The sequence below is a fragment of the Rhodoferax sp. GW821-FHT02C08 genome (genome assembly GCF_059421805.1).
The window spans coordinates 14,750-38,859 of sequence record NZ_JBWKVR010000017.1; the positions used below are offsets into that span (position 1 = coordinate 14,750).

The window sequence follows — 24,110 nt, forward strand, 5'->3', positions numbered from 1 at the left end:
ATTATCGGGTGGCGGCGCGACGCTGCCGCAGGGTGTCGATGATCACCGCCACCACGATCACGCAGCCGGTGATGATGCGCTTGCTCGGGTCGCTGACGCCGATCTGGGCCAGGCCGGCTTCGAGCACAGCGATGATCAGCACGCCGAAAAAGGTGTTGATGACCGAGCCGCGCCCGCCCATCAGGCTGGTGCCGCCGATCACCACGGCGGCAATCACCTGCAGCTCCATGCCCGAGCCGGCGTTGGGGTCGGCCGCCTCCAGCCGGGCCGACTGCATCAGGCCCGCAAAGCCGGCCAGCAGGCCGGTGGCGGCAAACACCGCGATGCGGATCGGGCTGGGGTTGATGCCGGCCAGGCGCATGGCTTCTTCGTTGGTACCAATGCCCACCACATAGCGGCCGAATACGGTCTTGCTCAGCACCAGCTGGGCCACCACCACCAGGGCCACGGCGATGAAGAAGGAGGCCGACACGCCCCCCACCCAGGGCGCGGCCAGGCCACCGATGGCGTCGCCTACGTACTGGGTGCGCGAGTCCGTCACCACATAGGCGCCGCCGCGCACGGCTTCCAACATGCCCAGCGAGACGATGAACGAGGGCAGGCGCCATGCCACGGCGATCCAGCCGGTGGCGGCACCGCAGGCCAGGCCGACCAGCAGGCCCAGCAGCGCGGCGGGCAGGGTCGCCCAGTGCCACTGCAATATGGCGGTAGCCGTGGCCGCCGCCGACAGCGCCAGCACCGAGCCAACCGACAAATCAATGCCCGCGATGATCAGCACAAAGGTCATGCCCACGGCCATCACCAGCAGGGCCGGGATTTCGTTGGCGATGGCGACAAAGGTCTCCATGCTGAAGAAGTATTCGCTCAGGCTGCCAAACAAAATGGCCATGCCGACCAGCACGGCGCTCAGGCCCAGGTAGGTACCGAGCTGGCTGCTGCTGCGGGGAGAGGGAGAAGTAGACATGGTGGATTGCAAAAATCGAAAGAAAAGATTGGGCGGAGAACGGGGGGGCTTAGCCGTGGGTACCGGTGCGGTCCTGGGTGTCGCTGAAGGCGGCTTCCAGCAGGGACTTTTCGGTCCACTGGCCGCGCTCGAAGATGGCGACCAGGCGGCCCTGGGCCATCACGCCGATGCGGTCGCACATCTGCATCAGCTCGCGCAAATCGCTGGAGACCATCAGCAGGCCCTTGCCGGCCTCGGCCATTTTTTCCAGCTCGGCATAGATGTCGGCGCGTGCACCCACGTCTACGCCGCGCGTCGGTTCGTCCAGCAGCAGGATGTTGCATTCGTGGTGCAGCCAGCGCGAGAACACCACTTTTTGCTGGTTGCCGCCGCTGAGCGTGCCCACCGGCTGTTCGGGGCCGTTGCAGCGCACGGACAGGCGCTGCACCATGGCCTGGGCAATCGCGCTTTCGCGCGCAAAGTTGAGCCAGCCGGCTTTGGATACCGCGCCCACATCGCTGAGTGTGGTGTTCACGCGGATCGGCTGGCTTAGCAGCAGGCCCTGGGATTTGCGGTCTTCGGTGACCAGGCCGATGCCGGCGGCAATCGCCTGCAACGGCGAGCGCCAGCCCTTGTTGTCGGTGGGCGGCTGCCCGGTGACGTTGATCTCGGCATGCTCGGCGCGGTCGGCGCCGAACAGCAGGCGCAGCACCTCGGTGCGGCCGCTGCCTACCAGGCCGGCCAGGCCGAAGACCTCGCCAGCATGCACATCCAGGCTGACGTCCTGCACTGCACGGCCACGGCGCAGGCCGGTGGCGCGCAGCAGCAGCTTGCCCTGTGGGCGGCGCGGGCGTTCCATGTCCTGGTCCACCGCGTGGCCGACCATGAGCTGGACGATGTCGGCCTCGTTCACGGTGTGCATGGGGCAGACCTTGACCAGGCGGCCGTCGCGCAGCACGGCCAGGGTGTCGGCAATTTGCACCAGCTCTTCGAGGCGGTGCGATACGTAAATGATGGCCACGCCCTGGGCCTTGAGGCGGGCGATCTGGTCGAACAGGTGGCGCGTCTCGCGCGGCGTCAGCATGGCCGTGGGCTCGTCCAGGATCAGCACGCGGGTGTTGTCCTGCAGGTTGCGGGCAATCTCCACCATCTGTTGCTGGCCTATGCCCAGTTGGGACACTGGCGTGCGTGGGTCGATGTCGCTGATGCCCATCTTGGCCAGTTGCTGCGAGGCCTTGGCGTATAGCTGGGCCTTGTCGATCCAGTGGGCGCGCCAGCTGCCATGGTGGGGCAGGGCGCCAAGCAGCAGGTTCTCGGCCACGGTCAGCGTGGGGATCAGGCTCAGCTCCTGCATCACCATGCGTACGCCCAAGGCCTCGGCCTCGCGGCGCGCGGCGGGCGCGTAGGGCTGGCCGGCCAGTGTGAGTTCACCGGCGCTGGGTTTTTCCAGGCCGGAAATAATTTTGGACAGCGTGCTTTTGCCCGCGCCGTTTTCACCGGTCAGCGCCAGTACTTCGCCCGCGCGCAGCGACAACGAGACTTCGTGCAGTACCTGGGTGACATAGGTTTTGCTGACGGAACGGATGGTGAGAACAGGTGTGGCGGTCATGGCAATGTGTGTGAGACGCAACGCGGCTGGGGCTGCCGCGTTGCGGTTCTGGGGCTTACTTCGTGTCTTTGGTCACCAGTACCACGTCGGTCTGGATGGCCGCAGGCATGTCGGCTTGCTTCTTCTTCTCGGCGATGGCCTTCAGGGCGATCTCGATGCCGAACACGGCTTGCTTGGCGCCGTACTGGTCGGCGGTGGCCAGCATGCGGCCGTCCTTCAGCATGGGCTTGACGGCGGTGATGTTGTCGTAGCCCACCACTTGTACCTGGCCGGTCTTGCCTGCGGCCTTGACGGCAGCCACGGCACCCAGGGCCATGTTGTCATTGCCAGCCAGCAGGGCCTTCAGGTCGGGGTGTTCACGCAGCATGCCGGATGCCACGGTGTTGCCCTTGTCGATTTCCCAGTTGCCGGATTGCACGCCGACCACGGTGGCGCCAGCGGCCTTCATCGCGTCCTGGAAGCCCAGCGTGCGCTGCTGTGCGTTAAAGGTGGTGGACACGCCTTCGATGATGCCGACCTTGTCGCCTGCCTTCAGGCTCTTGGCCAGGAAGTCGCCGACCAGCTTGGCGCCAGCGCGGTTGTCAGGACCGGCGAACGGGATCTGGATGGCTTTCTCTTTTTGCGCATCGGCGTCGAGCTGGTTGTCGATATTGACCACCAGGATGCCTTTGTCGATGGCGGTCTTCAGCACCGGCACCAGGGCCTTGGAGTCGGCCGGGGCGATGATGATGGCGTCAGCCTTCTGGGCAATCATTTGCTCGACCATGCGGATCTGGGCGGCGGTGTCGGTCTCGTTCTTGATGCCGTTGGACACCAGGGTGTACTCGGACGCATGGGCCTTGTTATGGGCCTTGGCGCCGTCTTCCATGGTGCGGAAGAACTCGTTGGCCAGGGATTTCATCACCAGCGCGACCTTGGGTTTCTCGGCGGCGAAGGCGGGCGCACCCGTCAGTGCAGCCAGCAGGCTGAGGGCGAGGGTGGTTTGGGCGGTGCGGCGGGTCAGTTTCATGCGGCTGTCTCCATGTATGAGGGGCTAAGAAAAACACGTACAAAAGCAATTCCACGGCCTTGTGGCGAGACGCCGAGGCCAGGGTGGAGCTCTTTTGTGGGTTGAATAATAGTGTGGAAAACGTTTGCGCAATCGTTTTCCTTGTAATGATAAACCCGTATTGGTGCGGCATGGGCCATCTTGGTGCCGACCTGCGGGGCAGGCGCTGCACATGCAGGGTATGCTCGTAAACCTGACACTTCAGATGCTGCTTTCGCGTACATTTGCTATGAAATTAATAACATCTTGCGCAGACAGTGTGTGCGCTTGCTGTTGTTTTGTGCTTTGAAGGTCGGCCAGGTGTTAATACCTGCCAGGGTGCGCTTGCGGCAGCAGTACCTTTGATTCGGGGGCCAGGCATGGCAGGATGCACTGCCAGGTCGGCTTGGGCAGTGTGTCGCAGTGGTTTTCAATCCTCTACGAAAGGTGGGCGTAATGCTGCATTTTCTTAAAAACATGAACATCGGCCCACGTCTGGGGGCCGGTTTCGCCATCGTGATCGGGCTGCTGATCGCCATGGCGTCGGTCGGTATCAGTCGCATCAATGCGGTGGACCAGAACATCGAAATCATCCTGCACGACCGCTACCACAAGGTGGCGCTGGCGCAATTGATCGAGAACCAGATGAACCGGCAGTCGCGAGCGTTGCGCACGGCCTTGATTGCCTCCGGGCCGCCGGTGGTACAGGGAGAGCTTGCCAAGGTGGACGACTCGGCTGTGGTGATCGCCAAGGCGGTGGAGGAACTGACGGGCATTGTGCACAGCGACAAAGGCAAGGCCGCCCTGGGCGCCATGCTGGAGGCGCGCGCCAATTTCAAGCAACACGAGCAAACCCTGCTGGAGATGATCAAGACTGGCAAGATCGACGAGGGCCGTACCTTCCTGGTCAAGGAAATGTTGCCACCGCAGACTGTCTACCTGTCGGCCATCGAGGCGTTTTTGAAAAGCCAGACCGACGGTATGGAGGAGTTCGGCGTCCAGGCGGCCGAGATGGCCCATGGCGCGAATGTGCTGATGCTGTCGCTGACGGTGGGCGCCACCTTGCTGGCGGTGGCCCTGGCCTATACGCTGACGCGCTCGATCACGGGGCCGATAGGCACGGCCGTGCAGCTGGCGCAAACCGTGGCGTCGGGTGATTTGACTTCTGTTATCCAGGTGGACTCCACTGACGAAACCGGCCAGTTGCTGACGGCTCTGCAGGCCATGCAGGCCAGCCTGTTCGACGTAGTGGGGCGGGTGCGCCAGGGGGCGGACAGCGTGTCGAACGCCAGTGCGGAGATTGCCACCGGCAACCATGATCTGTCGGGACGCACCGAGCAACAGGCCAGCGCGCTGGAGCAGGCGGCGGCGTCCATGGAAGAGCTGAGTTCCACTGTGCGCATGAACGCAGACAACTCGCGTCACGCCAACACGCTGGCGCTGAACGCCTCCCATGTGGCGACCCGTGGCGGGGCGGTGGTGAGCCAGGTGGTGGACACCATGAAGGGCATCAACGACAGCTCGAAGAAGATCAGCGACATCATCAGCGTGATCGACGGCATCGCCTTTCAAACGAACATCTTGGCCTTGAATGCGGCCGTGGAAGCCGCGCGTGCGGGTGAGCAGGGCCGGGGCTTTGCCGTGGTGGCCAGCGAGGTGCGTAGCCTGGCCAGCCGTAGCGCGCTTGCCGCCAAAGAGATCAAGGCCCTGATCGGCGACAGCGTGGAGCGTGTGAGCCAGGGCACGGCCCTGGTGGACCAGGCGGGCAGCACCATGAGCGAGGTGGTGCAGGCCATCCAGAAGGTGACCGAGATCATGGGCGAGATCAGCACCGCCAGCTCAGAGCAGGCGCAGGGCATGTCGCAAATGGGCGAAGCGGTGGTCCACATGGACCAGACAACGCAGCAGAACGCGGCGCTGGTGGAAGAAATGGCCGCTGCCGCCAGCAGCCTGAAGAGCCAGGCTGCGTCGCTGGTGCAGTCGGTGGCGGTGTTCAAGCTGGGCCATGGCGGCACGGCATCCAGCCCGCAGATTGCGTTTGCCCGGTAGTTGTTGTAAGCAAAAATAGCTGCCAGCGCAGGTAGTACCTGCGCTGGCAGCTATTTTTTTGGTAGCAACCGGAAGCTTAGTTGCGCACGGTGGCCATCACGGCGGCAAAGCCTACGAACACACCGCCGGTGGCGCGGTTGAACATCTTTAGCACGCTGGCGCGGCGCAGAAAGTTGGCCAGCGTCTTGCCGCTGCCGGCATATACCAGGTACCAGCCGGCCTCGATCACCGCAAAGGTTAGCAGCAGCACCGTGAACTGCGGTATCTGGGGGGCGCTGGCGTCCAGGAATTGCGGCAAAAAGGCCACGGCAAACAGAATCGCCTTGGGGTTGCTGCCGGCCACCAGCACGCCCTGGCGGAACAGGCTGGCGTTGCTGGGCACGACGCTGGCTTTGGCAACGCTGCCATCCGCCTCCTGGGCCACCGGTGCGCGCCAGCATTGGATGCCCAGATAGGCCAGGTAAGCGGCGCCCAGCCAGCGCAGGGTGTTGAAGACGGTCGGGAAGCTTTGCAGCAGCGCCCCCAGGCCGGCGGCCGAGATGCCCATCATCAGAATCATCACCACCATGCAGCCGGCCATGGTGGCCAGCGCGGCCTGGAAGCCGAAGCGGGCGCTGGAGCTCATCACCAGCAGCATGTTCGGCCCTGGCGTGGCCGACACCAGAAAGGTCATCATCAAAAACAGCCACCAGGTGTGCAGGCTCATGGGGGTACTCCAGAGGTAAGAAACTCTCGAACAGGCAAAAGATTGTAGAAGTCTACGCCGCAGGCTGTTGGACAGGGTGTATCGAGGTTCCAGACGTCATGTCGGCGTTCTCTTGTTGCATGTGCCTGTGCTGGTAATTGCTGGGAGTACTCCATGAATTCAAGGTATGGGGGACCTCAATTAGCGCAAGCTGGTTGCGGCCATTGTTTTTGGCTTGGTACAAGGCTTTGTCTGCTTCGCCAATCAGCATCTCCGCTGTCATGTGAGCCCCTGGTGGCATGAGGGCAACACCGCTGCTGATGCTGATGCAGGGCCCGGTGGAGGATTTGCGGTGGGGAATGCGCAAGCTGGAAATTGCGGTATGGATAGTTTCTGCAATATGTATAGCGCCGATGCGGTCTGTATCAGGTAGCACCAGAGCAAATTCTTCGCCGCCATAGCGTGCGGCCAAATCAGTTGGACGTTGGCAGCAGGAGTCCAGCGCGATGGCAATCTGCTTGAGACACTCGTCTCCAGCCAAGTGGCCATACTCATCGTTGTACTTCTTGAAATGGTCCACATCCACCAGCACGAGCGCAAGTGGCCGCTTGTGGCGCAGCGCAACCGCCATGTGTTCAGCCAGATGCGTGTCGAAAAAACGGCGATTGGCGAGCTCGGTCAGGCCATCCTTCATGGAGATTTGCCAGAGAGTGTCGTTTGCAGTTCGCAGCTCTGCGGATACTTTGAGGAGTCGGGCGTAGTGGCGTGCGTTTTCACTAAGCAGCACAATCAGCAAGAAACCTGCGGCCAGGAGGCCGTACACGCGCCCCATGTACCACCCGAGGTCGTATCGGCCCGTATTCAAGACAGCTGCCAAGGCCAGATCGAAAAGCCATACGCACATCACAACCTGAAGCCACACGTCCAGCACGGTGTGGAGTTTGCCGCGCCGTAGGACCCAGAGCGCGCCCAAACTTAGCATCCAGACACTCACCAAGAACACCTTGCCGGTGATAGTGGTGCGATTTCCATCCAGAAACACAGGCAACAGCGCCTGCCCGGAGGTGGCGAACGCGGTAAACGCTGCCACTACGAGCAACACCATAAAGACGGCGGCAGCTACTGCGAACCGTGTGTTCCTGGCCTTTAACCGTTGGAACGTGAACATGTCTGTGTGCTTCGTTTTGCCCCTCGCATATGCCATTACGGCCAGTGGGAACCCTGTGTGCCACAGCATGTACATGGCAGAGGAAGTTTGGGGGCCTGATCCGAGCAGCCCCGTGGGGGCAAACAGCCCCGGGAAAATCAGCGCGTAGGCGCTGGTCGCGGTTGCCGTGAAGAGATAGCCACTCCCCAGTACCAATAACGGAACAGATCCCAACGCCCGAAATTGCCCGAAGAGCAAAACAGCGGTGATAAGGTCCAAAATCACCAATGCAGTGACATAAATTGGGATAAAAACCGGGAATTGCGCCAACGGTGTTCTGGCATAGAACACAGCGACAGCAAATAGAACGGCAGAGACCAGCACAGTGGTTCGGGCTGACCAGATTTCGCGGGGTCCCGCAGGTTCATTTGCGATGTGTGTCGAAGACGACCGGCGGTAGGGAGTGCTTTTCATTGTGGCTAGCTATGACCAGCCTGATTCTCAGGAGGATGGGCCGAGGTCGTGAAGTTTCTAGTCTACCCTTTGTTACATGTGTGGTTAGGGCCCCATGGCTCGTGGCGTCGGGTTGGCGCGCTATTTCTGGCTGACTAGGATGACCAGTCCCCGGCCGCGAAGGCCTTGGCATGCAAGGGGCGGCTGAAAAAGTAGCCCTGGCCCTCCAGGCAGCCCTGTGACTTCAGGTAGTTGAGCTGCTCGGAGGTCTCGATGCCCTCGGCGAGCACCCGCAGGTTCAGGCTCTTGCCCATGGCGATGATGGCCACCACCAGCTTGGATTCGCCGTTGTCGCTCTGGATATGGCGCACAAAGGACTGGTCTATCTTCTGCGCTGGTAGCTATATATTTTGTAGTGCCAAGGGTGGCGGATGCCAGATACGCTGCAGGGCTGGCAGCAGCGCCAGGTACACCGCCGAGAACAGCACAAAGGCGATCGACAGCACCTGGGTGGGGAAGGCGGCATGCAGCGCCAGGAACAGCGCAATGCCCGCCATGCGGCCCGCGCCCAGCGGGATCTCACGCACCACGATGTAGTCCAGCTTGTGCTGTGCGTAGTCGGGCGCGGACTCGATGGCGGCGTAGCTCCAGGCCATCAGGCTGGTGGTGATGAGGTTGAAGCCTATGGCGCTGGCCACGCCATAGGCTACCAGGCTGGCGGTCTGCGGCAGCAGCGCCAGGCCCAGCGATGCCACAAAAACCAGCACCGCGCCGCTGGCGTAAATGCCCATGCGGTGCCGGGCCTGCGAGCTGTGCGCCAGGGCGATGCTGGACAGCAGGCCCACCAGCCCGACCAGGGCGCTGTAGGCGCCCATGGCCAGCTCGTCCTGTAGGATGGAATAGGCCATGATGGTCACCAGAAAGCTGGTGTACGAGCCCTCCACCATGGCCGAGCCCACGCTGACCCAGAGCATGCCGCGCCAGCGCGGCTGGCGGTTGCGCCAGGCGCCCAGCAAATTCGACTGGCGGCCCAGCGGCTCGCCCTGCACCCGGTAGGACCACCAGGCGGCCACGGCAAAGGTCAGCAGCGACAGGCCGAACACCGTGAAGTAGCCCGCCGGCCCGGCAATATGGCGTATCAGCCAGCCTGCCAGTAGCGGCGCCACGATGGCCGCCAGGCTGGTGAGGAAGTTGGCCGCGTACAGAAAGCGGTCACGCTGCGCGTCCTGCGCATTTTCCAGAAACTGCATATGCTGGCCGATGACGAAGAAGCTCACCGCCAGGCCGAACAGGCTGCCCAGCAACACCACATGCCGGGCACAGTCCTCCCGCAGCCAGAGGATGACGGTATAGGTCAGCATGAACAGCACCAGCCCCACGCGGCTGCTGGCCATGGGCGAGGTGCGCCGCGCGTGCAGGCTGCACAGTGGAAAGCTCAGCAGGATGGCGGCCGAGCTGCTCAGGCTGTAGCTGGCCTGGGTCAGCAGCGAACGGTCGATGTTCCAGATGTACAGATTGACGAACAGGCTGGACAGCGCCACCGCAAAGGCTTGCAGCAGCATCAGGACCAGAAAGCGGCGGGCATTAGCTGACATTAACGGACATTGGCGTGCAAGGGTTTGCAGGAGGCGTTGTGCCTCCATCATCGCCTACAGCCGCTGGCTGCTGTCGGCGTCGAACAGCGATACCCTCGGTGCATCGCAGCGCAGGCCCAGGCGGTGGCCGCGCTGGTGCGGTGTGTGGCTCTCGGCCACTACCGAGACGGACTGGCCGCCCAGGTCCAGCCATAGCACCACGCTGGCGCCCATGGGTTCGGCTAGGGTCACGGTGGCCTGGCCGGCCGAGGCTTCGGGGGCGGTTAGCTGGATGTGCTCGGGGCGCATGCCCAGCACGGCGTTTTGCCCGGGCACGGGTGGAGTGGCAAACGGGTAGCCGCTGACATCCAGGCTGAATGCGCTGGAGCGCCACAGCAGGCGGCCGTTTTCGCCGACCAGCGTGCCTTCCAGGAAGTTCATGGTGGGCGAGCCCAGAAAGCCGGCCACGAAGCGGTTGACCGGCCGTTCATAGACCTCGGCGGGCGTGCCGATCTGCTGGATCTTGCCCTCGCGCATCACGGCAATGCGGCTGGCCAGGGTCATGGCCTCGGTCTGGTCGTGCGTGACGTAGACCATGGTTTTGCCGATGTCGTGGTGTAGCTGCTTGAGCTCGCGGCGCAGCTCGTTGCGCAGCTTGGCGTCCAGATTGCTCAGCGGCTCGTCGAACAGGTACACGCCGGCCTCGCGCACCAGGGCCCGGCCAATCGCCACCCGCTGGCGCTGGCCGCCAGACAACTGCGAGGGCTTGCGTTGCAGCAGCGGCTCCAGGTGCAGCATGGCGGCGGCGTTCTTGACGCGGCGGGCGATTTCATCCTTGGCGATGCCGCTGATGCTGGGGCCGAAGGACATATTGCGCTCCACGCTCATGGTGGGGTAGAGCGCATAGCTCTGGAACACCATGCCGATGGACCGGTCCTTGGGGTCGGCCCAGGTCACGTCCTTGCCGCCGATTTCAATCGCACCGTCATGCGCATCGATCAGCCCGGCAATGCTGTGCAGCAGCGTGGACTTGCCGCAGCCCGAGGGGCCTAGCAGCACCAGGAATTCGCCGTCATGCACCTCCAGGTCCATGTTCTGCAGGATGTCCACATGGCCCAGGCGGATGTGGAGTTGTTGGATGCTGACGCTTGCCATATTTATAAATTCCTCTAATTCTTGTAAATGCCCAACGGCGGGTGCTGAACCACCCTTCCAGAAACACCGCAGAACTGGCTCCGCCAGGCTGCAGGTGTTGCCCCCTGAAAGGGGGTTGGCGGAAAGCGCTTGCGCTGTAGCCTGGGGGTTAGCCTTTAACTGCGCCAGCGGCAATACCGCGTACGAACCAGCGGCCCGAAATGAAATAGATGAACAGCGGCACCGAGGATGTGAGGATGGTGGCCGCCATGTTGACGTTGTACAAACGCTCGCCGGTGGTGGTGTTTATGATGTTGTTCAGCTGCACCGTCATCGGCAGGTTCTCGCGTCCGGCGAATACCAGGCCCAGCAGAAAGTCGTTCCAGATATTGGTCACCTGCATGATCACCGCCACGATGACAATGGGCGTGGACATGGGCAGCATCAGCTGGAAGAAGATGCGCCAGAAGCCACCACCGTCGATGCGCGCGGCCTTCACCAGCTCTTCCGGCAGCGAGGCGTAGTAGTTGCGGAACAGCAGCGTCATCACCGGCATACCGAAGATGGTGTGCACCAGCACGATGGCCGGCAGCGTGCTGAACAGGCCCAGCATCGACAAGCCACGCACCAGCGGGTACAGATGCACCTGGTAGGGAATGAAGGCACCCAGCAGCAGCACGGCAAAGAACCAGCCGGCCCAGGGCCGGCGCCAGTAGGCTAGGGCATAGCCGTTCAGCGCGCCCATGAAGATGGACAGGGCCGCGCTGGGAATGACAATCTTCAGCGAGTTCCAGAAGCCAACCTGTATGCCCTCGCACTTCAGACCGGTGCAGGCGCTGGTCCAGGCCGCCACCCAGGCGTCCAGGCTGGGCCGGCTGGGCAGGGCGAAGATTTGGCCCAGGCGGATCTCTTCCATGGGCTTGAGCGAGGTCACCACCATCACGTACAAAGGCAGCAGGAAGAACACGGCGCTGACCAGCAGGAAGGCATAGATGCCGATGCGCGCGGGCGTCAGCCAGGGCTTGGGAGGGCGCTGTCGGGTAGGTTTGTGGGTGCTCATGTTCAATGTCCCTTGCTTTGTGTGCGTTCCATGCGCTTGCGGGCGTACATCCAGGGCAGCAGCAGGAGCAGCACGGTCAGCAGCAGCACCACGGATGCGGCCGAAGCCAGGCCGATATTGGCGCGGTTAAACAGATAGTCCATGATGAACTTGGCTGGCACCTCGCTGGCGATGCCGGGGCCACCACCGGTCATGGCCACCACCACGTCAAACACCTTGATCACGGCCAGCGACAGCAGCACGGCGGCGGTGGCCAGGCTGGGCGCGATCATGGGCAGCACGATGCTCAGGTAGACGCGCCACACCGGTATACCGTCGATGCGCGCGGCCTTCCATATCTCTTCGTCCACACCGCGCAAACCGGCCAGCAGCAGGGCCATCACCAGGCCGGCCGACTGCCAGATGGCGGCGATGGCGATGGCGTAGATGACCTTATCCTGGCTGATGATCCAGTCGAACTCAAAGTTGGGAAAGCCCAGCTGGCGCACTGCTTCCTGCAGGCCCAGGCCGGGGTTCAACATCCACTGCCAGACCAGGCCGGTGGCGACGAAGCTCATCGCATAGGGGTATAAAAAAATGGTGCGCAGCAATCCCTCACCGCGCACCTTCTGGTCGATGAACACGGCCAGTAAAAAACCGAGTACCAGGCAGGCCAGCACAAACACCAGACCAAACACCGCCATGTTCTGTAGCGACAGCGTCCAGCGCTCGGTGCTGAACAGGCGCTCGTACTGCGCCAGGCCCACGAAGTTGCTGCTGGGGAATGTCTTGGAGCTGGTCAGCGAGATGGCGATGGACCACAGCACCGTGCCGACGTAGCACAACAGCACGGTCAAGACCATGGGTAGCAGCGCCAGGTTCAGCGCCCAGTTCTGGCGCTTGCCGCGGCGGCGCGCGGCGGGGGGAGAAGATGCCATTAAAAATCCTAGGGGACACACATGGGGCTGCAACAGGGATGCGGGCAATTGCCCAGCACCCCTGCGCGGCGTTTAGCTCTTCATTGCGGTTTGCAGTGCTTTGACGACGTCATCCACCGACTGGTTGGTGTTCCAGTACTTGGAGATGATGTCGGTCAGCGGGCCCACCACGTCGGGCGGCAGAAGCATGTCGGGGTTGGCCAGGTGGCGGCTCTTGTCCTTCATGATGGCCAGGCCAGCCTGGGCGCACTGGTCCATCTTGCTGCTGTCCACATCGGTGCGGATGGGGATGGAGCCCTTCTTGTTGTTGAACGCCACCTGGGTGGCGGCCGAGGTCATGGACGTGGCCAGCAGCAGCTGGGTCTTGATGGCAGCCGGGTCCTTGGTGCGTGGGAAGACGAACACGTCACCCGCGATGATGTAGGGCGACTTGGGGCCAAAGCCGGCAAAGCAGCCGAACTCCTTGCCCGCCGTCTGCTTGGCGTTGGCGAACTCGCCCTTGGCCCAGTCGCCCATGATCTGGATGCCGGCCTTGCCGGTGATGACCATGGAGGTAGCGTCGTTCCAGTTGCGGCCTGGGGAGCCGGCGTCGGTATAGCTCTTCAGGCGCTTGAAGTCGGTCAGGATCTTGCGGAACGCGGGCGAGTTGATGGTGGCCGGGTCGCGGTCCTTCAGCACCTTCAGGTACATGTCGGAACCGCCTTCATGCGCCAATATGCTGTAGAAAGTGATGAACTCTTGCCAGCCCTGGCCGCCCAGGGCCAGGGGCACCAGGCCAGCGGCTTTGAGCTTGTCCAGCGCGGCAAACAGCTCGTCCGGGGTTTGCGGTTCGGAGGTGATGCCAGCTTTTTGGAAAGCCGCCTTGGAGTACCAAAACCAGCTGGGCATGTGGATGTTCACCGGCGCGGCGTAGTAGTGGCCGTTGACCTTGATGCTGCTGACCACGGGCGCGGGCAGCATGGTGTCCCAGTTTTCCTTGGCGGCCACGGCGTCGATGTCGTTGAGCATGCCCTCTTTGATGATGTCCAGGTACTGCTGCGAGGTGTTGAACTGGGCCGCGGTAGGTGGGTTGCCGCCGACGATGCGGTTTATGGCCGCGGCGCGCGCGTTTTCGCCCAGGGCGATGGCCGAGTCGACCCACATGCCGCCGGATTTATTGAAGGCGCTGGCCATTTCCTGGATGGCGGCGGATTCGCCACCGGAGGTCCACCAGTGGATGACTTCGGCCCGGTTTTGCGCCTGTGCGCCGGTGCCGGCTACGACCGCCAGGGTGGTGATGGCGCTGGCCACCAGGGTACGTGCAAATGTCTTCATGTAGTCTCCGTTTTTATAAAAAGGGGCTTGCCGCCCCGGGGCTGAAATGGCTGGCCCTTGCGCCCTGGGGCTGCAGGCCGGCCGTTTACGCTTGCTTGCGTTGCTGCAAAAAGGCTTGTACTGCATGGGCGCTGTGTTTTGGGGTACGCACCTGGGTGGTGTAGTCCACATGGGTGATGCCGAAGCGGCGCTCGTAGCCATAGGCCCATTCGAAGTTGTCCATCAGCGACCAGATGAAGTAGCCGCGCACGTCCACGCCGGCCATCATGGCTTCGTTCACCGCCATCAGGTGGCGCTCCAGGAAGCGGATGCGCTGCGGGTCGGCCACGCCGTTGTCACCCACGGAGTCGTCGCTGGCCATGCCGTTTTCGGTGATGTAGATGGGCGGCAGTGTGGGGTAGCGCGAGCGGAAGTCGATCAGCAGGTCGCGCAGGCCCTGGGGGTAGACCTCCCAGCCCATCTGCGTGCGCTCTACCGACATGTCGTGCGGGGCTTCGGTGTAGCGGCCATGGCCGTCGGCCTGCACTACGGTGCGGAAGTAGTAGTTGATGCCCAGGAAGTCCAGCGGGGTGGAGATGGTCTTCATATCGCCTTCCAGCACCAGCGGCTCGGTGCCGGGCCACAGGCGGAAGATGTCCTGCGGGTAGCTGCCCTGTAGCAGCGGGTCCAGCACCCATTGGTTCTGCTGCGTCAGGCTCAGGTGGGCGGCGTCGCGGTCTTGCGGGCTGTTGCTGGCGGGGGTGGCCGCGCCGATGTTGCAGACTATGCCTTTCATGGACTGCGGGTCGTGCGCCTGCAGTGCTGGCAGGGCCAGGCCGTGGCCCAGCAGCAGGTGGTGCAGGGCCTGCGTGGTCTGGCGCAGGTCGGTGATGCCGGGCGCATGGCGGCCAATGCCATAGCCCAGGTAGGCCGAGCACCAGGGTTCATTCAGCGTGGCCCAGGCTGTGACCTTGCCGGATAGCTCACGCGCCATCAGCTCGGCGTAGTCGGCAAAGCGGTAGGCGGTCTCGCGGTTGGCCCAGCCGCCCTTGTCCTGCAGGTGCTGGGGCAGGTCCCAGTGGTACAGGGTGACGTAGCTTTGCAGGCCCTTTTCCTGCAGGCGGTCCAGCAGGCGTTTGTAGAAGTCCAGGCCTTTGGCGTTGGGCCGGCCTTTTTCGTCCATCACGCGGGGCCAGGCGACGGACAGGCGGTAGGCGTCCACGCCCAGGTTGGCGATCAGGTCCACGTCGGATTCCCAGCGGTGGTAGTGGTCGCAGGCCACTTCACCGGTGTCGCCATGCAGCACGCGGCCGGGTTCGTTGCAGTAGGTGTCCCAGATGGAGGGCAGGCGGCCGTCTTCCTTGGAGGCACCTTCGATCTGGAACGAAGCGGTGGCCACGCCGATCAGGAATTCGCGCTGCGCGATCGCCGAGTTGGCGGGAATATTCAGAGGGGGAATGCTTGGCATGGTGCTCCGTGGAAGGTGGGTGGGCTTGGTTGGAGGCGATGGTAGGAGGGGGGCGCCGCCCCGTATGTCGGGAAAGTTTGACAATCGCACTATCGGTATCCCTGAGTGCCGCAGCCGGCGGCCGGCTGACAATTGGTGGACCTTTTTTCAACTTCCCCCATGCCAGATCTACCCCCAACCACGGCCGACGGCGCCGGTGCCGACGGCCTGCCCGGCGTGCACATCCACCCCCACCGCTTGCAGACCGACCCGCACTTCGGCCAGGGCACGGTGTGGCGCTGGCTGTCCGAGGCGGTGCTGCTGGACCCGCGCGGCGAGACCCAGGCCCAGTCGGTGGTGGCGGCCAACAGCCAGCGCGTGTGGCAGATGCTGCGCGAAATGCCGGTAGGCCTGGTGCTGTATGACAGCGATTTCCACGTGGTCTACCAGAACCGGGCCAGCGAGCTGATGACCGGCTTCAGCCAGGCCGAGGCCCTGGGCCGCTCGCCCGTGGGTCTGTGGATGCCGCAGGAGCAGGAGGCCAGCGCGCATGAATCCCTGCGCCGCATGCGCCAGGGCCGTATCGCGCTGAACGGGCGCGGCATGCAGGTGCGCCGCAATGGCCGCGTAGCCTGGGTGCAGTGGTACACCACGCCGCTTTTCGACGGCGAGACCTTCATCGGCTATCTGGGCACGCATACCGACATCAGCGAAGAGCTGCGCGCCCACACCGCGGTGCGCGCGGCCAAGCAGCAGGTGGATTTGCTGGTGGACGCGGCGGTGGACATCGCCATGCTGCAGCTGTCGCCCACGGGCCTGGTGCAAAGCTGGAACCGCAATGCCGAGGCCCTGTTTGGCGTGGCCGCGCTGGAGGTGCTGGGCATGGACGTGCGCCCGCTGCTGGCCCAGACCCCGCACGAGCAAGCGCGTGTGCAGCAGATGCTGGACGGCGCCGCTGGTGGCGAGCGCATGGAGTTCGAAGGCTGGCTACCGCGCTGGCCGGGCAGCCGATTCTGGGGCAACTTGCTGCTGTACCCGCAGCGTGATGAAGAGGGTTCGGTCGTGGCCGTGGTGCTGGTGGCGCGTGACTTGAGCGACCGCCGCCGGGCCGAACAAAAGATCCGTGAGAGCGAGGCCTTGTTGTCCGCCATCGTCGCCACCACCAGCGACGCGATCCTGGGCCTGGACGCGCAGGCCTGCGTGGTGTTCTCCAACCCTGCCGCGCAGCGTATTTTTGGCCGCAGCGATGCGCAGCTGTTGGGCCTGCCGCTGGCCGAAGTGTTGCCGCTGGCCGACCTGCCCACCCTGATAGGCGCGGTGCGTACGCTGTCCGGCAAGCGCCATGGCGGCGCGGCGCTGCACCTGGAGGCCTCGGCGTCCGAGACCCGTGTCAACGGCGAGGTGCTGTTCACCCTGACCGCGCGCGACGTGACCGAGCGGGTCGAGTCCGAGCAGGCCCTGCTGCGCTACCGTGAACAGCTGTCGGCCCTGTCGCGCCAGCTGCTGGAGGCCGAGCAGCAGACCAACCGCCGCCTGGCACAGCTGCTGCATGACCAATTGGGCCAGACGCTGACCACGTTGCGCATTTCGGTCGATGCCCTGCGCGCCCAGTTGCCGCCCAGCTCCACCGAGGCCATCGACAAAAGCTGGAGCCGTGTCTCCAGCATGATCGACCGGGGCATGCGCGAGGTGCGCGAGGTGCTGGTAGAGCTGCGCCCGCCGCTGCTGCAGGAGCAGGGCCTGGGCGTGGCGCTGGACAATGAAATCCAGGCCGAGGCGGCAGGCCACGCCGCCGTGTCCATCCGCTTGCACATTCCGCCGACCATGGCCGACCGGCGCTGGAGCCCCGAGGTGGAATACGCCGTCTTCATGGTGGCGCGCGAGGCCATTGCCAATGCCTTGTGCCACGCCCAGTGCCAGCGCCTTACGGTGGGCATCGAGCCCCTGGGTAGCCTGGGCCTGCGCCTGCTGGTGCAGGACGACGGCATAGGCCTGGGCCCCATAGGCCGCGCCGTGAAGCCCGGCCACCTGGGCTTGGTGGGCATGCGCGAGCGTGCGCAGGCCATAGGCGCTTCGCTGAGCGCGCGCAGTGCCGACAATGAGCGCGGCACCCTGATTGAACTGAACTACTCACCATGAACGATAGCGTGTATCTGGTGGACGACCACGCCATCCTGCGCGAAGGCCTGCGCGCGCTGCTGGAGCCGGTGGGCTTTGTGGTGGTGGGCGAAAGCGGCGACCTGCCCACGGCGGTGCAGGACATCGTGCGCGCACCGCCCGACTGCGTGCTGCTGGATTTATCGCTGGGCGAGCGCTCCGGTCACGAGCTGCTGGCCGAGCTGCAGCGCCGCAAGATTGGCAGCCGCGTGGTGGTGCTGAGCATGATGGCCCAGCCCCGCCAGGTGATGGACGCGGTGCGCATGGGCGCCACGGGCTATGTGCTCAAGGGCGCGTCGGGCGCCGAGGTCATCACCGCTTTGCGCCACGCCTGCAACGGACAGCATTACTGGAGCAGCGCCATTGAAAAAGTGGCCCAGGAAGCCCTGCGGCCGGCCGAGCCGAACACCCCGCTGGAGCCCTTGCACACCCTGTCGCAGCGCGAGCGCCAGGTGCTGAACCTGGTGGTGCGCGGTCAGCCCAGCAGCAGCATCGCCCACACCCTGAGCCTGTCGGCCAAGACGGTGGAAACCTACCGTTCGCGCGTGATGGCCAAGCTGGGGGTCAGCGACATCACCGGCCTGGTCCGGCTGGCGGTGAAAGAGGGGCTGCTGGACGGCGAGTGAGCTTGCATGAAAAAAGAGCTGCCTGCGCAGGTAAATCCTGCGCAGGCAGCTCTTTTTTTGATAGCGCGCAGTGTGCGGGGCGATCAGCTGTGTTCGCGCACCAGTTGGCCGGCTTCGCGGGCGGCAACCAGCTCGGCGCGTACTTCAGCACGGGTCTTGCTGCTGTTCGATGCCAACACGGGGTACTGTTTGTCGTTGCCGAAAGGCGTGTTGCCGTCTTTCAGAGCTTGGGCGGCTTCGGCTTGTACTTCGGCGCGGCTCAGGGTGCTGGCGACCTTGACGTCAGGGTAGTTGTTGTCATTGCCGGCAAAAGCGGTGCTGGCGGCGGCAGAGGCCACGGCGATCAGGGCGGTGGCGGCGAATTTGACATATGCGTTCATGGCGGATTCCTTTCAATAGCAGCATGGCTGGCCGCGCTGCATTACGAGATTTGCTGTGTGCCTTGTCGCTATGCAACCCCAGATTCGGATCGCATCGCACTCAAGGCACGTTTTATGGGTGGGTGGTATGCACAGGCAGCCGGGGCTTAGCTGTGTTCGCGCACCAGTTGACCGGCTTCGCGGGCGGCAACCAGCTCGGCGCGTACTTCAGCACGGGTCTTGCTGCTGTTTGATGCCAACACGGGGTACTGCTTGTCGTTGCCGAAAAGCGTGTTGCCGTCCTTTAGGGCTTGTGCAGCTTCGGCTTGCACGGCGGCGCGGCTCAGGGTGCTGGCGACCTTGACGTCAGGGTAGTTGTTGTCATTGCCGGCAAAGGCACTGGTGGCAGCCACGGAAGCCAGGGCAATGAGGGCGGAAGCGGCGAACTTGGTAGAGATAGACATGGTGATTTCCTTCAAGGGTTTGGAAAAATGGGACTGCACGCAGTTGTTGTGTGTAGCCATGGTCGGCTGTGGCAGCGCCTGGTGGGGTGTTGTGTTTGCCGAATCCATGGACTGAACTTTAGGCCTCCAGAGCCACTTGCGGCTCCAGCGGCTTTGTCTGCATCGTTCTAAAAAATTGAATTTACGCACGCTCTGTGCGCAAAATAAGAATGTGCTAGGACATGCCCAGGCCACCCATATTTGTCGGTTTTCACCGACATGCCAAGTCCTTGATTTCATTGGCATTACGGCAGGCCGCTCCTTGGTTTGTCGGGGAATACCGACAAACATTGCAGGCGCAAAGTGCCAAGTCCCTTGATTCCATTGGATATTTTTTCTGGCACGTATCTTGGGAACAAAACACCGTCTGCCGCAGACATGGTGTTCAACTTCTAACAACAAGGGGCTTGCGATGTCCGTTCTCATGATTCTTGTCCTTATCTCCCTGGCCGTGGTGCTGGTACTGACGATTGCCGCGGTCGCGTCGTCTCCGCCACACTCGTTCCAGGTGCCGGGTCGGGTGCAGCGCGGCCCTACGCGTCCAGCCCAGTTGCGCCGTTCTACGGACAAGAAACCTCCCGAGCAGGAATCTCCTTCGGTTATCGCTGCCGGTTTTCAATAGGCCATGCCGACGCTGCTGCGCCTGCGGGCGGGCGGAGGGGTATGGGCCGGGGCCGGCGTGGTCAAGGCCTGGCTGCTGGGCAACAAGCCCCGCTACCGGCTGTGGGTGTCGCCGTCCGCACAGTGGCAGCAACGACTGGAACGCGCGGTGGCCGTGCGCACCGCGGAACTGGCGCAGCAGCTGGACCAGATGCAGGAACGCCAGCTGCAGCTGGAAGTGCTGGCCCACCATGACAGCCTGACCGGCCTGGCCAACCGCAAGCTGCTGCAGGACCGTTTCGCGCTGGCGACAGACCGCTGGCAGCACAGCGGCACACGCTTTGCGCTGCTGATGCTGGACCTGGATGGGTTCAAGGCCATCAACGACCGCCACGGCCATGCGGCGGGCGATACGGTGCTGGTTGAGGTGGCGCGGCGCCTGGTAGCGGCCACCCGCGCCAGCGACACCGTGGCCCGCCTGGGTGGAGATGAATTTGTGCTGCTGGTCGAGGCCGTGTCAGACACGCAGGAATTGCCCCAGCTGTGCAACAAGCTGCTGCAAACCCTGTGCGAGCCGGTGCAACTGGACGCCGCTACTGCGTTGTCCGTGGGCGCCAGCATTGGCCTGGCCATGTACCCCGAGGATGGGGTGGGTCTGCCGCACATGCTGCATGCGGCCGACCAGGCCATGTATGCCTGCAAGACCAGCGGCCTTGGGTACAGCCCATTACGCGCTATGCCGCGCAGGCCCGATCCGTCAAATTTGTCTGTAGCGATGCGGCCAGCGGGTGCTTCGGCCGCAGCCCGGCCCATAATGGCTTCCCACCTAGCCATACGCCCTGCGGTGCCTCTGCGCGTCGCGGAGACCCATGCCATGCTTTCTGTCGCCGACCTGCAAGCCCGGATACAGCAGCTGCAAGAGCAGTACCAAGCGCTGCAGCGCGATTACCAGAACCTGCAGGCAGAAAAAATCCAGCAGCACATCGCGGCCGACCTGTGGCTGGCCCAGCGCACCCGCGAGCTGAAGGCCGAAGCGCTGGAGCAAAAAAAGGCCGAAACCCTGCAGCGGGTTTTCTACCGCATTGCCGAGCGGGCGGCGGCAGGCCTTTCGTTTTACGATTTCCTGCAGACGGTGCACGGCTTGTTGGGTGAGCTGCTGTACGCCAAGAACTGCTACGTGGGTCTGTACGACGTGCGCAAGCACATGCTGAGCTATCCCTACTACGTGGACGAGCGTGACGGCGACACCATGCAGTGCAACGACGTGCCGTACTGCAAGGGCTTGTCCGAATATGTGCTGCGCACAGGGCAGCCCCAGCTCATAGACCACCAGCGCTTTCTGGCGCTGCAGGCTGCGGGTGAAATTACCGAGGCCAGTGGTGACCTGAGCTTCACCAGCTGGCTGGGCGTGCCCATGTTCATCCAGGGGGTGGTCAGCGGTCTGCTGGTGGTACAGGGTTATGAGCCGGGCATTGCCTACAGCGCGGCGGACGTGGGCATTCTGTCTTTTGTGGCCAACCACGTTAGCAGCGCCATCGAGCGGCACCAGGCGCTGGAAGAGCTGCGCAGGTCCGAGGTGCGTTACCGCACCGTGATCGAAAACGTGGGCGTGGGTGTGGTGGTGGTTCAAGACAGTCGCATGGTGTTTGCCAACCCCAGCCTGGTGCGCATCGTGGGTTATCCGCTGGACTATCTGCTGTCCAACCCCTATACCGCAGCCGTCCACCCCGAGGATGTGGCGGTCATGGTGGACCGCCACCAGCGCAGGCTGCGCGGCGAAGAGGTGGAGTCGTTCTACAGCTTTCGCATCATCACGCAGGCGGGTGCGGTGCGCACGCTGGAGCTGTCGGCGGTGAAGATCGAATGGGGCAAGCGCGACGCAACGCTGCTTTTCGTGGTGGACGCCACCGAGCGCCTGCATGCCGAGCATGCCCAGCGCATGACACTGCAAAAGCAGGCCGAGCTGAACGCTATGAAGACGCGCTTCATCTCCATGGCCTCGCACGAGTTCCGCACGCCGCTGGCCATCATCCTGTCGTCGGTGGAGCTGCTCAAATACTACGGCGACCGTCTGCCCGACAGCGAGAAATCCGAGGTCATCGGCACCATTGAAAGCGGCGTGCAGCGCATGACGGGCATGCTCGACCGCGTGCTGCAGCTGGGCAAGGCCGAGGCCCAGTTGCTGGAGTTCCAGCCGCAACAGATCAATCTCGCGGCGCTGTGCCACAGCCTGGTGGACGACACCCATACCCAACAGCCGACGGCCACCTGCGAGGTGGTCAAGGACTTTGCCGCGCTGCCGCCTACCGGCTGTTTCGATGAAAAGCTGCTGCGCCACATCTTTGGCAACCTGCTGTCCAACGCCATCAAGTATTCCCCGCGCGGTGGCACGGTGCGCTTCCGTGTCTATCCTGATGGTGGAAAGACGGTGTTCGAGGTGTCCGACCAGGGCATAGGCATCCCGGAGGAGGAGCTGCTGCACCTGTTTGAGCCCTTCCACCGGGCCTCCAATGTGGGCGACATCCAGGGCACCGGTCTGGGCCTGGCGGTGGTGAAGAACGCGGTAGACCTGCATGGCGGCCAGATCGAGGTCAACCGCCTGCAGCCCCAGGGCACCTGCTTTACAGTGCGTATTTAGGTGGCTGCCGCTGCAGTGGGCGTATATTCCCGAAAACTACACGTTTATCCAACCTATCCATCCGGGCAAGGGCTGGCCAGCGTTGCCAGGGCCCGTGGATCACGGTATTCGGGGAGTAGCTATGGCGCGTATTCTGGTGATCGAGGACGAGGCTTCGATACGTTCGAACCTGCTGCGCTTCATCCGCCTGGAAGGCCACGAAGCCGAGGGCGTGGCCGATGGGCAACAGGGCCTGCAGGCCGCATTGGGTGCTCTGCCCGACCTGATCTTTTGCGACGTAATGATGGCGCCCATGAGTGGCATGGAGGTGCTGGCCGCCATCCAGCATGTGCCGGCGCTGCAGCAGGTGCCTTTCATCTTCCTGTCGGCCAGTGCCGAGCCCGAGCGGTTGGACGAGGCCCTGCGCCTGGGCGCCCGCGGCTATGTGACCAAACCCTTCAACTTTTCGCAGCTACGTGCGGTGTTGCAGCAGCACCTGCCGGCCCAGGCATGAGCCTGAGCAGCGGCGGCACACGGCGACTTAGTCCATGGCGCGCATCCTGATCGTTGACGACGACCCCGCGTTGCTGCGCCTGCTGTCGCTGCGCCTGCACTACGAAGGCCATACCGCCGTGGAGGCGTCCCATGGCGCTGCGGCCTTGGCACTGCTGGACCAAGGCCTGCCGCACATCATGATCACCGACCTGCAGATGCCCGGCATGGACGGGCTGCAGCTGTTCGAGGCCGTGCACCGCCGCTACCCCTTGCTGCCGGTGCTGATGCTGACCGCCAACGGCAGCATCGCCCATGCCGTGCAGGCCATGCAGCGTGGCGTGTTTGGCTACATCACCAAACCCTTTGAGGGCGTGGACCTGATGCGCGAGGTGGACCGGGCGTTGGAGGTCTCGTCCGCTCTGGGCGCCGACATGCCCAGCCCGGACGGCGGCGAGACCTGGCGCGAGGCCATCGTCACGCGCAGCCCGCGTATGGAAAAGCTGCTGGCCGAGGCCCGGCTGGTGGCGCAAAGCGATGCCTCGGTGCTCATCTACGGCGAGAGTGGCACCGGCAAGGAGCTGCTGGCGCGGGCCCTGCATGCCTCCAGCGCGCGCGGGGCCGAGCCCTTGGTGGCGGTGAACTGCGGTGCCATCCCCGAGAACCTGGTCGAGTCCGAGCTGTTTGGTCACAGCAAGGGCGCTTTCACCGGTGCGGTGCGCGACCACGTGGGCATGTTCACCAGTGCGCACCGGGGCACGATTTTTCTGGACGAAATTGCCGACCTGCCGCTGGCCATGCAGGTCAAGCTGCTGCGCGTGCTGCAGGAGCGCGAGGTGCGGCCGGTGGGCGCGGCACGTTCGCACAAGGTGGATGTGCGGGTGATCTCCGCCAGCAACCGCAAGCTGGAGGACGAGGTGGCCGCAGGCCGCTTCCGCGAGGATTTGTTTTACCGCCTCAACGTGGTGAGCCTGACCCTGCCACCCCTGGCCGAGCGGCGTGAAGACGTGGTGCTGCTGGCCAACCATTTCATGCGCAGCCTGTCGCAGCGCTACGCCAAGAACATCAGCGCTTTCGCGCCCGGCGCGCTGGAGCAGTTGAGCAAAGCGCCCTGGCCGGGCAATGTGCGGCAGCTGCAGAACGTGGTGGAGAAATGTGTGGTGCTGTGCACCGGCAGCATCATCGCGGCCAGCCTGGTGCAGGGCGCGCTCAGCAGCCAAAGCTCCGAGTTGTTGCCGCTGGATGAGGCGCGCAAGGAGTTCGAGCGTGGCTACCTCACGCAGTTGCTGAAGATTACCAGCGGCAACGTGGCCCAGGCCGCCAAGCTGGCACAGCGCAACCGCACCGACTTCTACGCTCTGCTGGCACGCCACCAGATCGAATCGGCCCAGTTCAAGGTGGATTCTTAGATTTTTGAG

At 63.6% G+C, this 24,110-nt stretch carries 21 protein-coding genes; 7 read left to right on the forward strand and 14 right to left on the reverse strand.

Features of this window, described 5'->3' with window-relative positions:
* Position 1: 1 nt before the first annotated feature.
* The 3 genes from AC07VY_RS18790 to AC07VY_RS18800 are packed head-to-tail and all read right to left on the reverse strand — an operon-like array spanning position 2 to position 3,561.
* Positions 2-964, reverse strand: coding sequence for an ABC transporter permease (locus AC07VY_RS18790; protein WP_495077416.1), 963 nt, complete (start codon positions 962-964; stop codon positions 2-4).
* 49 nt (positions 965-1,013) lie between these two features.
* Positions 1,014-2,552, reverse strand: a complete 1,539-nt coding sequence (locus AC07VY_RS18795) for a sugar ABC transporter ATP-binding protein (RefSeq protein ID WP_495098794.1) — start codon at positions 2,550-2,552, stop codon at positions 1,014-1,016.
* Positions 2,553-2,607: 55 nt separating this feature from the next.
* Positions 2,608-3,561, reverse strand: coding sequence for a sugar ABC transporter substrate-binding protein (locus AC07VY_RS18800; RefSeq protein ID WP_495077418.1), 954 nt, complete (start codon positions 3,559-3,561; stop codon positions 2,608-2,610).
* Between the two features lie 474 nt (positions 3,562-4,035).
* Between AC07VY_RS18800 and AC07VY_RS18805 the strand changes: the two genes are divergently transcribed.
* The gene (locus AC07VY_RS18805; RefSeq protein ID WP_495098795.1) at positions 4,036-5,628 is read left to right on the forward strand and encodes a methyl-accepting chemotaxis protein; all 1,593 of its coding nucleotides are present in this window, start codon (positions 4,036-4,038) and stop codon (positions 5,626-5,628) included.
* Positions 5,629-5,704: 76 nt separating this feature from the next.
* Here the strand turns inward: AC07VY_RS18805 and AC07VY_RS18810 are convergent, their stop codons facing one another.
* The 9 genes from AC07VY_RS18810 to AC07VY_RS18850 form a co-directional block, all read right to left on the reverse strand.
* Positions 5,705-6,334 carry a LysE family translocator gene (locus AC07VY_RS18810; RefSeq protein WP_495098796.1) on the reverse strand — a complete coding sequence of 210 codons (630 nt, stop codon included), beginning with the start codon at positions 6,332-6,334 and terminating at the stop codon, positions 5,705-5,707.
* Positions 6,335-6,386: 52 nt separating this feature from the next.
* The gene (locus AC07VY_RS18815) at positions 6,387-7,844 is read right to left on the reverse strand and encodes a GGDEF domain-containing protein (protein WP_495098797.1); all 1,458 of its coding nucleotides are present in this window, start codon (positions 7,842-7,844) and stop codon (positions 6,387-6,389) included.
* Positions 7,845-8,068: 224 nt separating this feature from the next.
* The gene (locus AC07VY_RS18820) at positions 8,069-8,299 is read right to left on the reverse strand and encodes an EAL domain-containing protein (protein ID WP_495098880.1); all 231 of its coding nucleotides are present in this window, start codon (positions 8,297-8,299) and stop codon (positions 8,069-8,071) included.
* 15 nt (positions 8,300-8,314) lie between these two features.
* A complete protein-coding gene (locus AC07VY_RS18825) occupies positions 8,315-9,508 on the reverse strand; it encodes an MFS transporter (RefSeq protein WP_495098798.1) in 1,194 nt (397 codons plus the stop codon).
* Between the two features lie 54 nt (positions 9,509-9,562).
* Positions 9,563-10,642, reverse strand: coding sequence for an ABC transporter ATP-binding protein (locus AC07VY_RS18830; protein ID WP_495098799.1), 1,080 nt, complete (start codon positions 10,640-10,642; stop codon positions 9,563-9,565).
* A gap of 148 nt (positions 10,643-10,790) precedes the next feature.
* Complete coding sequence (locus tag AC07VY_RS18835; RefSeq protein WP_495098800.1) at positions 10,791-11,681, reverse strand: carbohydrate ABC transporter permease; 891 nt, start codon at positions 11,679-11,681, stop codon at positions 10,791-10,793.
* A 2-nt stretch (positions 11,682-11,683) separates the two neighbouring features.
* Complete coding sequence (locus tag AC07VY_RS18840) at positions 11,684-12,598, reverse strand: carbohydrate ABC transporter permease (RefSeq protein ID WP_495098801.1); 915 nt, start codon at positions 12,596-12,598, stop codon at positions 11,684-11,686.
* A gap of 72 nt (positions 12,599-12,670) precedes the next feature.
* The gene (locus AC07VY_RS18845; RefSeq protein ID WP_495098802.1) at positions 12,671-13,912 is read right to left on the reverse strand and encodes an ABC transporter substrate-binding protein; all 1,242 of its coding nucleotides are present in this window, start codon (positions 13,910-13,912) and stop codon (positions 12,671-12,673) included.
* Between the two features lie 85 nt (positions 13,913-13,997).
* Positions 13,998-15,359 (reverse strand): GH1 family beta-glucosidase, encoded by a 1,362-nt coding sequence (locus AC07VY_RS18850; protein ID WP_495077430.1) that lies wholly within the window; start codon positions 15,357-15,359, stop codon positions 13,998-14,000.
* A gap of 159 nt (positions 15,360-15,518) precedes the next feature.
* Here AC07VY_RS18850 and AC07VY_RS18855 point away from each other — a divergent pair, with 159 nt between their 5' ends.
* Positions 15,519-17,477, forward strand: coding sequence for a sensor histidine kinase (locus AC07VY_RS18855; RefSeq protein WP_495098803.1), 1,959 nt, complete (start codon positions 15,519-15,521; stop codon positions 17,475-17,477).
* The gene (locus tag AC07VY_RS18860) at positions 17,474-18,121 is read left to right on the forward strand and encodes a response regulator (protein WP_495098804.1); all 648 of its coding nucleotides are present in this window, start codon (positions 17,474-17,476) and stop codon (positions 18,119-18,121) included. The genes AC07VY_RS18855 and AC07VY_RS18860 overlap by 4 nt, the downstream gene beginning before the upstream one ends.
* Positions 18,122-18,204: 83 nt before the next feature.
* Here AC07VY_RS18860 and AC07VY_RS18865 read toward each other — a convergent pair whose 3' ends face one another.
* Together AC07VY_RS18865 and AC07VY_RS18870 are read right to left on the reverse strand one after the other, a co-directional pair.
* Positions 18,205-18,501 carry a DUF4148 domain-containing protein gene (locus tag AC07VY_RS18865; protein WP_495098805.1) on the reverse strand — a complete coding sequence of 99 codons (297 nt, stop codon included), beginning with the start codon at positions 18,499-18,501 and terminating at the stop codon, positions 18,205-18,207.
* 146 nt (positions 18,502-18,647) lie between these two features.
* A complete protein-coding gene (locus AC07VY_RS18870; RefSeq protein ID WP_495098806.1) occupies positions 18,648-18,944 on the reverse strand; it encodes a DUF4148 domain-containing protein in 297 nt (98 codons plus the stop codon).
* Positions 18,945-19,407: 463 nt separating this feature from the next.
* On the opposite strand from AC07VY_RS18870, the gene AC07VY_RS18875 reads away from it, so the two are divergent.
* The 4 genes from AC07VY_RS18875 (at position 19,408) to AC07VY_RS18890 (ending at position 24,101) form a co-directional block, all read left to right on the forward strand.
* A complete protein-coding gene (locus tag AC07VY_RS18875) occupies positions 19,408-19,605 on the forward strand; it encodes a hypothetical protein (RefSeq protein ID WP_495098807.1) in 198 nt (65 codons plus the stop codon).
* 3 nt (positions 19,606-19,608) lie between these two features.
* Entirely contained in the window at positions 19,609-22,221 is a 2,613-nt protein-coding gene (locus AC07VY_RS18880) for a sensor histidine kinase (protein WP_495098808.1), read from the forward strand.
* Between the two features lie 121 nt (positions 22,222-22,342).
* A complete protein-coding gene (locus AC07VY_RS18885; protein WP_495098809.1) occupies positions 22,343-22,714 on the forward strand; it encodes a response regulator in 372 nt (123 codons plus the stop codon).
* Positions 22,715-22,748: 34 nt separating this feature from the next.
* The gene (locus tag AC07VY_RS18890) at positions 22,749-24,101 is read left to right on the forward strand and encodes a sigma-54-dependent transcriptional regulator (protein ID WP_495077438.1); all 1,353 of its coding nucleotides are present in this window, start codon (positions 22,749-22,751) and stop codon (positions 24,099-24,101) included.
* The last annotated feature ends 9 nt before the right edge of the window (positions 24,102-24,110 follow it).